The organism is Chitinophaga sp. (assembly GCF_039596455.1).
Classification (GTDB): domain Bacteria; phylum Bacteroidota; class Bacteroidia; order Chitinophagales; family Chitinophagaceae; genus Chitinophaga.
Genome location: NZ_JBCNJR010000004.1, coordinates 44140 through 58056, shown reverse-complemented (window position 1 = coordinate 58056; position 13917 = coordinate 44140). Strand labels below are relative to the sequence as shown.

Annotated in this window: 5 protein-coding genes; 3 read left to right on the top strand and 2 right to left on the bottom strand. The window is 57.4% G+C overall.

Features of this window, described 5'->3' with window-relative positions:
• Positions 1-7: 7 nt before the first annotated feature.
• The 3 genes from ABDW36_RS15140 (at position 8) to ABDW36_RS15130 (ending at position 6576) form a co-directional block, all read left to right on the top strand.
• Positions 8-2848 carry a hypothetical protein gene (locus ABDW36_RS15140; RefSeq protein WP_343702759.1) on the top strand — a complete coding sequence of 947 codons (2841 nt, stop codon included), beginning with the start codon at positions 8-10 and terminating at the stop codon, positions 2846-2848.
• 20 nt (positions 2849-2868) lie between these two features.
• A complete protein-coding gene (locus ABDW36_RS15135; protein WP_343702758.1) occupies positions 2869-5145 on the top strand; it encodes an FAD-dependent oxidoreductase in 2277 nt (758 codons plus the stop codon).
• Positions 5146-5304: 159 nt separating this feature from the next.
• Positions 5305-6576: an acetyl-CoA hydrolase/transferase C-terminal domain-containing protein gene (locus ABDW36_RS15130; protein ID WP_343702757.1), complete on the top strand. Its 1272-nt coding sequence runs from the start codon at positions 5305-5307 to the stop codon at positions 6574-6576.
• Positions 6577-6654: 78 nt separating this feature from the next.
• On the opposite strand, the gene ABDW36_RS15125 is transcribed toward ABDW36_RS15130, so the two are convergent.
• Both ABDW36_RS15125 and ABDW36_RS15120 read right to left on the bottom strand, forming a co-directional pair.
• Positions 6655-9555 (bottom strand): polysaccharide lyase family 8 super-sandwich domain-containing protein, encoded by a 2901-nt coding sequence (locus ABDW36_RS15125; RefSeq protein WP_343702756.1) that lies wholly within the window; start codon positions 9553-9555, stop codon positions 6655-6657.
• A gap of 115 nt (positions 9556-9670) precedes the next feature.
• Positions 9671-13735, bottom strand: coding sequence for a two-component regulator propeller domain-containing protein (locus ABDW36_RS15120; RefSeq protein WP_343702755.1), 4065 nt, complete (start codon positions 13733-13735; stop codon positions 9671-9673).
• Positions 13736-13917: the final 182 nt, after the last annotated feature.

The following is a 13917-nucleotide window of genomic DNA, read 5'->3' as shown; positions in this document are numbered from 1 at the left end:
TCCACGTATGACAGCCTGTCTTTTGTTGCTCGCCGCCGGAGTGCAGGCGCAGGTGTCATCCGGCAGGGAAGGGATACAGGTCACGTCAGCCGGGCATACGTACAGCTTTGCGCCCGTTTTCAGGATATTATACAATGCCACAGACCCCGGCATGGCGCTGAAACCCGCCGGCATCAAAAAGGTAGAGTACAACGTGCTCACATGGAAAGTGAAAGACAGCAGCAAGGCGGATTTTGTGCAGAAGAAAATAAACGCTTCCATGGCGGGAGACGGGTTTGACGACCGTATCCTGCGCGCTAAAAGTGACTGGCGTACGGCTAACATCCACCAGGCCGGGGAAAGCATAACGCTGCAGGCCGAGGGTTACCGGCAGCATAAAGACACGGTGTTCTTTTCTTTTCCCGCAACAGCCGGTTTTTCATTGAGCGCTTATGTGCTGGCCGGTGCCAAACCATACCCCGTACTGCATTTCCGCTTCAAAGCTCCCAGGCCGGGCTTTTACAGCATAGGTTACACCGGTGCGCCGGCCTTCCCCGTTGCGCAGGCCGCGGCCATCTGGCAGCCCCTCATCTGGCAAGAGAAGCGGGTGCCTGACGCGGCATACCTCACGCCCGCCTTTATGGCGCCATTGCCCACTACCATGGTGAACGACGGGCGCAATACCCTTGGCGTGCTGGCCTCCCCGCAGCACCTGCCGTTCCAGCCGCTGCCCATGCTGCCCAACAGCCAGTTCGGCATAGCCCTGGTGAATGAACGCGGGCAGGTGCAGCCGCAGCTGTACGCGCCCATACCAGGCGGCTACGGTTCGCAGATGAAGCAGGGAGATGTATTTGATTTTTCCCTGCAGCTGGTTACGGAGCCGCAGGATATTACCCATACCTATCAGCATATTGCGGAAAAGATATTCGGCTTCCGCAACTACCGCCGCAACGATATTGCTTCGCTCAATACCGTGCTGGACAATATGACGGCGTATGCCATGACGGATTACGCCTGGTTTATAGACAGCCTGAAAGGTTTTGCCTATTCTACAGACGTGCCCGGCGCGGTGAAGAACGTATCCAGCCTCAACCCGCTGGAGCTGGCGCTGGTGCGGGACGATTCCGTGATGTTCGAAAAGCGCGCTTACCCGCTGGCGGAGTTCATGCTCAGCCGGGAGAAGTTCCTTTTCAGCCTGGACAGCCTGCAGAAGATACAGAGCCCCTCCCGCAAGCTGAAAGGCCCCGTGGCGCCCTTGTCTGAGCTGGCTGCGCTATATAATGTATTTGGCAGAACAAACCGTTTTTACCTGCAGATGATGGAGCGGGAGTACCGGGGTAACCGTGTTCGCAACCTCGACGTAAAAGAGAAAGGCAATAACTGGATCAATGCCATGCACCTGTACAAGGCTACGGGAGATACAGCGTATCTGGCCGCGGCGCGCAAGATGGCCAATGAATACCTGGCCCGGCGTGTACACCAGCCGCAAACCGCTTTTAATGATCCTTTTGCAGGCAGCTTCTTTTTCTGGCCGGCATTCACCAACCGCTGGATAGAACTGTCTCAGCTATACGAAATTACTGGAGATACGGCTTACCTCAACGCCGCCGTACAGGGTGCGCGCCAGTATACCATGTTCACCTGGATGGCCCCCGCCATACCGGACAGCATGGTTACCGTCAACAAAGGCGGCAAGGCGCCCATGTACTGGTACCTGCGCTCCAAAGGCCATGCGCAGATGTATTACCCGGAAGAAAAGGCGCCGGCCTGGCGCTTGTCTGAAACAGGGCTCACGCCGGAGTCTTCGGGCACCTCCACCGGCCACCGCGGTATTTTCATGACCAACTTTGCGCCCTGGATGCTGCGCATCGGCTACTATGCCAAAGACACCTTTTTGCTGAACGTGGCCAAAGCGGCGGTAATAGGCCGCTACCGCAACTTTCCCGGTTATCATATCAATACGGAAAGGACCACCGCATACGAGAAGGCAGATTTCCCGCTGCATGCCCACAAGGAGCAGAGCGTGAACTCTTTCCACTACAACCACATTCTGCCCATGGCCTCTATGCTGATAGACTACCTCGTAACAGACGCGGTTGTGCGCAGCCGCGGGCAGATCAGTTTCCCGGCAGAATACATGGAAGGCTATGCCTACCTGCAGAACTACATGTACGGCAGCCGCCCCGGTACCATGTACGGCGTAAAAGACGTGCAGCTGTGGATGCCTGCGCGCCTGCTGGCTACCGGCAGCGCGGAGCTGAATTACATAGCGGCCCGCAAAGGCAACCGGCTGTTGCTGGCGTTTACCAATCAAAGCGCTGCCCCGGTAACCAGTACGGTTACACTGAACCCCGCGCTGGTGAAAACTACGGCAGGCAGCAGGATTACGTTGCTGAACGGGGCCGCAGGCAAAAGCCATAAGCTGCTTCCTGGCCAGGGCGCGGTAAAGGCTGCGCCGTTGAAAGGTAACGTTTTCAGCGTAACCGTGCCCGCTAACGGCATTGCCGTAGTAGCGGTAGAAAACGCCGTGCCGCAGGTGCACTTCCAGCAGCAAATACTGGCCCGTGTGGAAGACGAGGGGAAGGACTACGGCGAAATAAAGGCCGGCAACGCCAAAGCCCTGCTGTTCAAGCTGGGCGCATATGGCCGCAGGCTGTTCCTGTACCTTGAAGATGATGATAACATTTGGCGCAGCGTGCGGCTGCATTATACGGATGCGGCAGGGAAGGAGCGGCAGGTGACCGATGCGGCCTATCCCTTCGAGTTTACCGTACCGCTGCGGCAGGCTTACCCCGTGCAATGCTGGCTTTCGCTCACTGGCACAAACGGCAGGGTGGTAACGAGTGAAAAGATAACCTTAGGCAATTAAAACCGATATAAAAGAGCAATATGATAAAGCAGGATGCAACCGGGTACCGTACTTTCCCGGAAAAGAACATTGTTGTTGACCTGGTGATCACCGGAGGCGGCCTTTCAGGCGTATGCGCCGCCATAACCGCAGCGCGCCAGGGGCTCAAAGTGGCGCTGGTGCAAGACCGTTCCGTGTTAGGCGGTAACGCCAGCAGCGAAGTAAGGCTGTGGATACTGGGCGCTACTTCCCACATGGGCAACAATAACCGCTGGGCAAGAGAAGGCGGGCTGGTAGATGAGATACTGGTGGAAAATACGTACCGCAACCCCGAAGGCAACCCCGTGATATTTGACATGATACTGCTGGACAAGGTAACGCAGGAGCCCAATATTACCCTGCTGCTGAACACAACGGTGTATGAGGTGGAAAAGAAGAACGATGAAGAGATCAGCGCGCTGCGCGCCTATTGCAGCCAGAACCAGACGGAGTACCTGCTCAAAGCCCCCCTGTTCATTGATGCTTCAGGAGACGGTGTGGTAGGCTTTTTATCAGGCGCCGCTTTCAGGATGGGAGCGGAAAAGAGGGAAGAGTTCGGAGAGCTGTTTGCTCCCTCTGCGGAATACGGTGAGCTGCTGGGCCACAGCCTTTACTTTTACAGCAAAGACACGGGCCGCCCCGTAAAGTTCACCCCGCCCGCCTTTGCGCTGGACGACATTACGAAAGTGCCCCGTTACCGCAGCTTCAACGCGCGTGAATACGGCTGCAAGCTGTGGTGGATAGAATACGGCGGCCGGCTGGATACCGTGCATGACACGGAAACCATCAAGTGGGAGCTGTGGAAGGTGGTATACGGCGTATGGGACCACATTAAAAACTCCGGGGAGTTCCCGGAAGCGGAAAATCTCACGCTGGAGTGGGTGGGCATGATACCCGGCAAACGCGAGAGCCGCCGGTTTGAAGGAGACTATATGATGCGCCAGCAGGATGTGGTGGAGCAGCGTACGCATGAAGATGCCGTAGCCTTCGGCGGCTGGTCTATTGACCTGCACCCTGCTGACGGCGTGTTCAGCGAAAAGCCCGGCTGTAACCAGTGGCATAGCAAAGGCATTTACCAGATCCCTTACCGCAGCCTGTACAGCCGCAACATCCGTAACCTGTTACTGGGAGGCCGTACCATCAGCGCATCTCACGTGGCCTACGGCTCCACCCGCGTAATGGCCACTTCGGCCCACGTAACGCAGGCCGCGGCCATGGCCGCGGTGATCTGCAAGGAAAAAAGCATCCTGCCTGCGGATATTATCACCAACGGGCATACGAAAGAGCTGCAGCAACGCCTGCTGCAAACCGGGCAATATATACCGGGGCTGTTGTACCAGTCCCCGCTTGACCATACCGCTACCGCCAGCATCACCGCCAGCAGCGAGCTGGTGCTGAAAGAGTTCCCCGGCCAGCCGCTGCTGAAGCCGCTAAGTGTTTCCACTGCGCAAATGATACCGCTGCCCGCCGGCAAAGTACCGGTTATGGCCTTTCATGCGGAAGCGGAAGCGCCCGGAACGCTGGAAGTAGAACTGCGCGTGAGCAGCAAAAACGGCAACCACACGCCTGATGAAACGCTGGCCCGGCAAACGCTGGCCATCCAGCCGGGGCGCAACTGCCTGCAATTGCAGTTTGACGCAGATATGAAAGAGGCCGGGTACGCCTTCGTCACCTTCTTCAAAAACCCTGAGGTAAAGCTGCATTTCACCAATAAACGGGTAACCGGCCTGCTGTCTGTTTTCAACACGGTGAACAAAGCCGTGTCCAACTTCGGTAAACAAACGCCGCCGGAAGATATTGGTATGGACGCCTTCGAGTTCTGGTGCCCCCAGCGCCGGCCGGAAGGGCATAACCTGGATTTCAGGCTGCCGGAAGGCCTGCATGCTTTTTCAGCAGAGAACATCCGCAATGGCGTGGAAAGGCCTACTACGCAGCCTAACGCATGGGTGGCCGACTGGAACGACCCCAATCCCGCCATCACCCTGCAATGGAAAGAAGCGAAAAAGATCAGCGCTATAGAACTTTTCTTTGATACGGACTATGACCACCCCATGGAGTCTGTGCTGATGACGCACCCTGAAACCGTGATGCCTTTCTGCGTGCAGGCTTACCGCGTGAAAGACGGGGCAGGCAATATCCTCTTTGAGAAAAAGAACAACTACCAGGCCTTTAACCGGCTGCAGCTGCCGGAGCCGGTACATACAGACAAGCTGGTGATAGAAGTGGAGCATCCCTCCGCAGACGTACCGGCCGCGGTTTGTGCGGTAAGGTGTTATTAATGCAACAAACAAATTTCACTGAATGTGCATCAGCCCTGATGCACATTTTTTTTGCCGGTATGCCGTCAATTAGCGCCTCCATTGACCGGGATCAGTTGCTGCTATGCGCCGCGGTGGTAATTTCAATAATTCGTATCTTTTAAAGAAATCATTGAGCCCATGCATTACCAATCAGCGGAAGAAGCTGTGAAAATTATCCAAAGCGGCCAGCGTGTGTTTGTACATGGCAGCGCGGCTACGCCGATGGCCCTGTTGAGCGCCCTTTTCAAACGCGGCCCCGAATTGAAGAATGTGGAACTGGTGAGCATCACCACCCTGGGAGACGGGGCTTTCAACAACCCTGACTTCGGGCGCAGCTTTTTTATGAACTCCCTGTTCGTTTCGCAGAACGTGCGCTCGGTGGTGAACAGCCAGCATGGAGACTATGTGCCCGTGTTCCTCAGCGAGATCAACCAGCTGTTCGAAAGGGGCGTGCTGCCGCTGGATGTAGCGCTGGTGCATGTTTCTCCGCCTGACAAACATGGGTATTGCACCTTCGGCACCTCTGTAGATATTGCCCGCTCCGCCGTCAAACATGCCCGTTACGTGATAGCCCAGGTAAACCCGCACATGCCCCGCACGCATGGAGACGGTATTATCCACATCAGCAATATCGATGCGCTGGTGCAGGTAGACCAGCCGCTGCCGGAAGTAAGCTACGCCAAACAGGTAACGGAAACGGCGCTGACCATCGGCCGCTACTGCGCGGAGCTGATAGAAGACCGCTCCACCCTGCAAATGGGCATCGGCGCTATTCCGGACGCGGTGCTTTCCTGCCTGCACAATCATAAAGACCTCGGCATCCACACGGAAATGTTCTCGGACGGTGTGATCCCCCTGGTGGAAAAAGGCATCATCACCAACAAGTACAAAACCAAGCACCGCGGCAAAATAGTGACCGGCTTTGCCATTGGTACCCGCAAGCTGTATGACTTTGTGGATGATAACCCCATGGTGGCCTTCCTGGAAATAGACTATGTGAACGATACCAAGGTGATACGCACCAACCCCAGGGCCGTGGCCATCAACTCCGCCATAGAGATAGACATTACCGGGCAGGTGTGCGCAGACTCCATTGGCACCTACCAGTACTCAGGCGTAGGCGGCCAGATGGATTTTATGCGCGGGGCCGCGCTGTCCGATGGCGGCAAGCCTATTATTGCACTGCCCTCCACCACCAAAAGCGGCGCGTCCAAAATAGTGCCCTTCCTGAAAGAAGGCGCGGGCGTGGTGACTACGCGGGCGCATGTACGTTATGTGGTCACTGAATTTGGCGTGGCAGACCTGTTCGGGAAAAACCTGCGGCAGCGGGCCCATGCGCTGATGAACATTGCCCACCCTGACCACCGGGAGTGGCTGGACAAACATATTGCGGAGCGCTTCGGTAAATAACGCCCCGTTTAAAAAGCAAAGGAGCAAGCCTTCTGCCGAAGGCCTGCTCCATGTTGCATGGATGGTATGAGCGCTTCTTTACAGTTTTACCACTTTTTTCACGGTATTGCCTTTCTCCCCGTTCAGCTGCAGGAAGTACACCCCGCTTTGCACGCGCTCCAGGTCTATCCGGAACTGCTGCTGCCCGTTCAGCATCTCCACCCTGATCACCTTGCCGGCGGCATCCCTTAACTCCGCGCGCTGGTAAGGCGCGGATGTTTCCACCCTGATGAAACCCGCGGCGGGGTTGGGGTAGATCCTCACCCCGGAGGCATCGTTTCCCTTCATGGCCGGCATTTTAGCCGCCAGCAGCGCCCCGGCGGTGCTCACCAGCATGGGCCGCTGCGCTGCGGTACCCGTTTCCCTGGAGGCGAAGGAAGCGTCTGTAGTGCTGCCGGTAGCGTCAGATACTATCTTGAGAGACAATACCCCGTCTGCCGCCTGTTGCGCCAGCGCTATATCCGTTACGTCCCATTCCACGTAGTTACCCGCGGCGCGGCCGGTGGTGGTGTCTATATTGGAAGTGGCCATGGGCATGTTATTCCAGTTGATGCCTGTTTCCGTCCAGCTGTCATTACTGACATATTGCGCTATCCAGGGTACGGTGGCCACGCCGGTATTGGCGTAGTTCACGTACAGCCGCAGCTTCACGGAATTGGCGCCATCCGGCAGGTCTGCCACATTAAATTGCAGGAACACTTCGCGGGCATAGCCGGGGTTGTCTTTTTTTACCACCAGCGAGCCGGCCGTGCCGTAGTTGACGCCGGCATAAGACGTGCCGTTGCGCACGTACGCATCTGCAATGGCCGTGGTGGTTTCTGACGGAACATATACCGGTGTGGAGAGGTTCACTGTGAAGGCTGCGCTGGAGCCGGCGTAGTTGCCGGAGGGCAGGCTGGCAGTGAGCTGGCGGGTTTGGGGAATATTGGGCAGCGTAAGCAGCATGTTCACCGGCGCGGAAGATTGCGCCGGATCTGCAACGGATACCTTCACGCTGGTGCTGCCTACCTGTTTGAGCATCACCACGCAGGCGCGGTCTACCGTAACGGTTACGGAATCCCTGCTGAAGGTGCCGGCTTTATAGAACACTATCTGCCATACGTTGAGGCCGGTATGGCGAACGGCTTGTATATCGGCGTCATTTTGCCGGATGCGCACGGCCGTGGTATCGTAGCTGGCCATGTTCTGCCCGGGTACCACGTAATACGCATAGCTGCCGCCGGTGGGCTGCGTGCCATGGTCAAACCACAGCCCGAACACGTTCATGGTTTGGGTAGTGGTAGTGCCGCCGTTGTTGATGCTGCTCCACGTGCCGCTTTGGGCAACGGTGCTGAGCTGTACATTGCCGCCCGCGGGAAAGTAGTATCCCACGCCGTTATGCTGCACCCATTGCAGGTTGTTGTTGTAGCTGTAAGTACCCGCGGGCACGGTGCTCTGGCTGCCGCCGGCAGATACGGTTACGTTGCCGCTGAGCAGGCACTGGTTGACGGTGGTGTTGATAGCCTGTGTAGCGGTAGAGCTGATGCCCGCGCCGAGGCATACCACTTCGTTGTCAAAAAAGAACCAGGCTTTGCGGGCTTGCGTGTTGTAATCATTAAAGGCCAGGGCCGTAGCGCCATGCAGGGAGTCAGACACCCCGCCGGAGAAAGCCGCGGTGCCATAGTTGCCGCCCCAGGCCGGCCGCAGCGGGAAGGTGGTGATGTAAGGCACGGTGGTGCCCGGTATGCGGCTCCAGTTCCACACGGGCTGGATGTTGTAATATTCGTTGCCGCTCACGTAGATGTTGGTAGCGCCTTCAGACAGGTAATAACCCTTCAGGTTTTCCCCGTTGCCGTTCTCCGATTTGGAAGTGCGGGGAGATACGTTCCGCAGCCCGAAGAAATACCCCGGCCGGTGGTGTACCGTGTAATCTGAATGCCAGAAGTGGCGGTGTACGGGGCTCACCATGTAGGAGGGCGGCTGCGTACCCTGGATGCGGGCCCTGGCTTCATCATACGCGGTGGCATTTGCGGGGTCAAGGTCTTTGAGCTTGCCCAACTGGCTGTTTACACCGGCCTGGGAGAGGTTGTTCACGCGACTGATGCTGCGCCCGTTCACGCTGAAGTCTATGTACTTGCCCCGCATGGACAAGAGGTAACCGTTCCGCACAAAGTTGCTGAACAGGGATAGCTGGGTACCGGAAAGGGCCCAGGAGGTGCCGCGGAGGTAATGGGCTATTTTGATTTCGCCCCCTACAAATACAGACCCGTACCCGAACACGTACAGTTGCGGGCCGTGCTGCTGGTAGGAGAGATCGTACTGGATGCCTTCCTGTGTGGTGAGGGCAATGGGCATGAAGAACTGGGTAACCCCGGTTTGCATCAGGGTACTGTCTGCCGTGATGCAGGCGCGGTAAATAAAATGCATGGCCACGTCCATTTTGTTGGCGCCGGTTTGGGAAGCAGGGTTGCCCCGGTCCATCTGGGCCAGGATGTTGCTGCGCAGGGTAGCGGGCAGCAGTTGCGGTGTATTATAGAGCAGGATGAGCACTTCTCCCAGCATTTGCGGGTTGGATATCTGGTTGTGGTACCAGTTCCAGCTCTGCGGGTCTGCCGTGTCCCAATAGCTGAGGCTGCTGGTAATGGCGGCGAAAAGGGCGCTGCTGTGGTAATGGGCCCCGGTGGGCTGGTTGTAGGCCAGCGCAAAGTTCTTGATGCGGCGCAGGTGCAGGTCTGCCGTGTAGGTGGTGGAGCTGTAGGCATAGCTGATGTCTGGCCAGGAGCCGTCTGCCTGCAGGGTGCCCATATTGGTGGTGACCTCGCTGTTGAGGGTGGCCACAGCAGGGGCGGAAGCCAGCAGGTCTGCCTTCACGCGGTCCATGATGAGGGTGAAATCGGTTTGTGCCTGTGCGGCGGTGGAACAAAGGAACAGGAAAAAAACAATGCGTAAACAGTTTTTCATGGCAATTGATTTTGGTGGAATAATACCGTGGAACATACATCACCGTGCCGGTATCAAATCTAGCCAAACCGCCGTTGAGATCAGGGGGAAATTTGTAAATAAATAGGGGGAATTTTTATAATTCCGGGGCGGCGGCAAATTCCGAAGGGGTTTTGCCGTACTGTTTTTTGAACTCCCGGCTGAAGTACTTCCGGTCGTTATACCCCACCATATACGCCACTTCATACACGGTGTGCTGCCGGGTACGGATCAGCTCCGCGGCCTTTTTGAGGCGGAGGGATTTTACAAAGTCGTTGACAGACATACCGGTTACGGCCTTCAGTTTTTTATACAGCACGGGCTGGCTCATGGCTACCTTCCGGGCCAGCATGTCCACGCCAAAATCCGGGTTGTCCATGTGCTCATCTACCAGCTGCATCACCTTTTCGAGGAAGGCGGTGTCTACCCGGTTGGGGATGGCGTCCGGGGCGGCTGGCGGCCCGGCGGTCTGCCACTGGCGGCTGAATTGTTCGCGCATCCGTTCCCGCAGGGCCAGCAGGTTGCGCACGTTCAGCTCCAGCACGCGGGTGCTGAAGGGTTTGGTGAGATAGAGGTCTGCGCCGGTTTCCAGGCCGCTCACGTGGTCTGCCTGCGAGCTTTTGGCCGTGAGCAGGATAACGGGGATGTGGCTGGTGCGCTCGTCTGTTTTAAGGGCGTGGCAGAACTGGAGGCCGTCCATTTCAGGCATCATCACGTCACTGATCACCAGGTCAGGGATGTGCTCCCTGGCCATTGCCAGGCCTTCCGCGCCGTTTTGGCTTTCCAGCACTTCGTATTGAGCGCCAAAGGTATCGCGGATGAGCTGGCGCAGCTCGGGGTTGTCTTCTACAATATGGAGGGTGAAGCGGGAGGGGCTGTTATGGTTGGTGGCTGCCGGTTCCCCGGTGGCAGTTAATGTTTCCTGCGTTATCGCTGCCTGGCCGTTGGCAGCGGGCTCGCCGGGCAATGATATGTCTTCTTCTGTAAGAGGCCCAACGTCCTCCTTTCGCACAGCCGCCGGCACACCTTCTTCCACCACATGCGGCCCGCCTGCAAAATGCTGCTTCCCTTCCGGCAGGGTAACGGTGAAGCTGGTACGGCCCTCCTTGCCGGGCGCGGGGGGCTCGCTTTCCACGGCTACGGCGCCGTGGTGCAGTTCCACAATATGGCGGGAAAGCGCCAGGCCTATGCCGTACCCGGTGTTTTGCCGCCCATGGTCTGCCACCTGGAAGAAGTTGGTGAACAGCTTGTGCAGGTACTCCGGCGCAATGCCCCGCCCGTTGTCTGTTACGGTGATGATGTACCCGCTGCGGCCGCGCTGCAGGTGAAGGGATATCTGCCCGCCGTCTGGCGTGAACTTGAAGGCGTTGCTCAGCAGGTTGAAAAACACCTTGTCCAGCTGCGCCTGGTCAAACCAGGCCGGCGCCGCTTCCATATCACAACGGAAAACGGTGCTGATGTTGCGGCTGAGCGCCTGCTCGCGGAAGCTGTCATAAATATGCTGCAGGAAGGGGATGAGGTCTTGCTGCTGTACATGCAGGGTGAGGTGGTCGGTTTCCGCCTTCCTGAAATCCATCAGTTCGCTCACCAGCTTCAGCAGCCGCTCTGCGTTGTTGCGTACCTGCTGCAGCGGTTGGCGCTGCGGATCGTTGGCGGGCAGGCCGGTCAGCATTTTTTCTACCGGCGCCATCAGCAGGGTGAGGTGGGTGCGTATTTCGTGGCTCACGTTGGTGAAGAAGTTGAGCTTCACCTGGTGCAGGTCTTCTTCCTTGCGCAGCAAGGCCTGTAAAAAGAAGTACCGCGCCACCAAAAAGATGAGGCCGGCCACCAGCAGCGCATACACGCACCAGGCCCACCAGGTGCGCCAGAAGGGCGGCAGTACGGTGATGTCCAGGCTGACCGGCTGGCTCCAGATGCCGTCGTTATTGGCGCCTTTTACCTGGAAGGTATAGCTGCCGGGCGCCAGGTTGGTATAAGTCACTTCCGGCGTGCGGGTCTCTATCCAGTCACGGTCAAGCCCTGCCAGCCGGTAGGCGTAGCGGTTCTTGTTGCTGCCAATGTAGTTCAGCAGGGCAAATTCAAGCGTAAACACCTCCTGGTTGTGGCGGAAACGCAGTTGGCGGCTGTGGCCGATGGCCTGCTGCAGCAGCCCGTCTGTACCATGAATGCTCACGGGCCGGTTGAAGAGGCGCAGGCCGGTGAACACCATGGGCGCCGTATAGGTGTTGTTGACAATGTTGCGGGGAAAGAAGCTGGTAATGCCGTTGAAGCCGCCGAAGAAAAACTCGCCGCGGCTGTCTTTCAGGAAGGAGTTGTAATTGAAGTTGTTGCCGGCAATGCCGTCTGCCGTGGTGTACGTCTGGAACGTTTGCTGCGCGGGGCTGAATTTCACCAGCCCGTTGTCTGTACTGATCCAGAGCTGCTGGTCATCGTCTTCCAGCATGCCCAGTATGTTGCTGCTGGGCAGGCCGTTTTTCTCCGCGTAGAGCACGGGGCCGGCCAGGTCTGCGTTCAGCTTCACCAGTCCGCCGTAATACATGCTCACCCAGATGTTGCCGGCGTGGTCTTCAAACATGGAATTGACGTATCCTTTCAATATCTCCCGGTAACGGCCGTTTTCACAGGCATAAAGGCCGGAGGTGGTGCCGATCAGTATCCGCCGCCGGGTGTCTTCATACAGGTAACGGACAGATCTTTCAGCCACGTTGCGCACGGAGCTGTCTTTGGCCATTTCCTGCAGCTCCCGGCCCTTGCGCAGCATGAGGTAAATGTCTTTATTGGTGCCTACCCAGAACCGGCCCTGCGTGTCTTCCAGCAGGGAGGTCACCTCCAGTACAAAGCTGGATGCGTCTTGCGGCTGGTACAGGAAGCGTTTGAAAGTGCCGTTAGGGCCCAGCAGGTTCAGCCCGCCGCCGTGGGTGCCTGCCCAGATGTTGCCGTCTTTGTCTTGCAGTATCACTTTCACCAGGTTGGAGCCTATGCTGCCGGCATCTTCAGGGCGGTGGCGGTACCAGGTGAAACGCCCGGTTTGCCGGTTGTAGTGGTTCAGCCCGCCGCCTTCCGTGCCTATCCAGAAATGATGCTGCCGGTCTTCCAGCATGCCGCTCACCACGTTGTTGCTCAGGCCCGGCTGCAGGGGATCGTGCTGGAGGGTAGTAAAGGCGGTGCCGTAAGAATTGATCATGTTCACGCCGCCAAAGTAGGTGCCTATCCAGACGGAGCCGTTGTTGTCTTCAAACAGGCTGTGAATGGAGTTCTGGCTCAGGCTTTTTTTATTGCCGGGGTCATGCTGGTAGGTGGCGCCTTTCATGGAAACGGGGTCCATGATGCTGAGGCCTTCCTGGGTGCCTATCCACATCTTCCCGGCCCTGTCTGCCATAATGCGGCGCACGTAATTATTAACTATAGCGGGAGGGGCCAGCGGGGTAAAGGTATGCGCAACGGGATTGTAGAGGCAGATGCCGGCGTTCTGCAGGCCCAGCCAGAGGCGGCCGCTGCGGTCTTCCGCAATGGTGTTGATATAGTTGGCGGGCAGGCTGTTGGCGTTGCCCGGCTCTTGCCGGAAGCTGGTGATGGTGAACTGCCCGCCGCTTTCCGTGAGCTTGCTGAGGCCGTTGGTGGTGCCTGCCCAGATATTGCCGCGCGTATCTTCATAAATACAGCGTACAATATCTCCCGCCAGCCCGTCTTTTTGCCGCAGCACGCGGAAGCTGCGGCCGCTGCGCAGGTACAGGCCAAAACTGGTGGCCACCCACAGCCTTTTTTTGCTGTCTGTATAAATATATATAATAGCGGGTTGCCTTGCGGGGTAAAGCGGCTGCAGCGGTATATGCTCGAAGGCGTCCGTTTCGGGAACGTAGCGGGCCAGCCCGTGCACGGTGCCCACCCAAAGCGTGCCCTCCCGGTCTGCATGCAGGTACATCACATGGTTCTCCGGAAGACTGGTGCTGTCTCCCGGCTCCCGCCGGTACACCCTGAAGCGCTGCCCGTCATACCGGTTCAGGCCATACCGCGTGCCGTACCACATAAAGCCCTGCTTATCTTGTGAGATGGCCAGTACAGAATTGTGCGAGAGCCCGTCTTCTATCATCAGGTGGTTGAACGCAATGCTCTGCCCCCATCCTGGCTGAAAAGCCAGCAGCATCATCCATGTCCATAGCATGCGTCGTGGAAAAACCATGGCTCAATATACACATTGCGCCAATGCAAACCGCCGGGCAGGGTAGAATTTTATAAAAACGGCAGCTTGCATGCTATTGATAATCAGCTGTTTGATGGGGGATTTAGAAAAACCGCCCTATTCATTTACGATTCTCCCCCCTGGTTTTCTGCGCGTCACCACAT

Coding starts and splice junctions, on each gene's coding strand:
- ABDW36_RS15140 (WP_343702759.1), top strand. CDS start 8: ATGACAGCCTGTCTTTTGTTGCTCGCCGCCGGAGTGCAGGCGCAGGTG.
- ABDW36_RS15135 (WP_343702758.1), top strand. CDS start 2,869: ATGATAAAGCAGGATGCAACCGGGTACCGTACTTTCCCGGAAAAGAAC.
- ABDW36_RS15130 (WP_343702757.1), top strand. CDS start 5,305: ATGCATTACCAATCAGCGGAAGAAGCTGTGAAAATTATCCAAAGCGGC.
- ABDW36_RS15125 (WP_343702756.1), bottom strand. CDS start 9,555: ATGAAAAACTGTTTACGCATTGTTTTTTTCCTGTTCCTTTGTTCCACC.
- ABDW36_RS15120 (WP_343702755.1), bottom strand. CDS start 13,735: ATGCTATGGACATGGATGATGCTGCTGGCTTTTCAGCCAGGATGGGGG.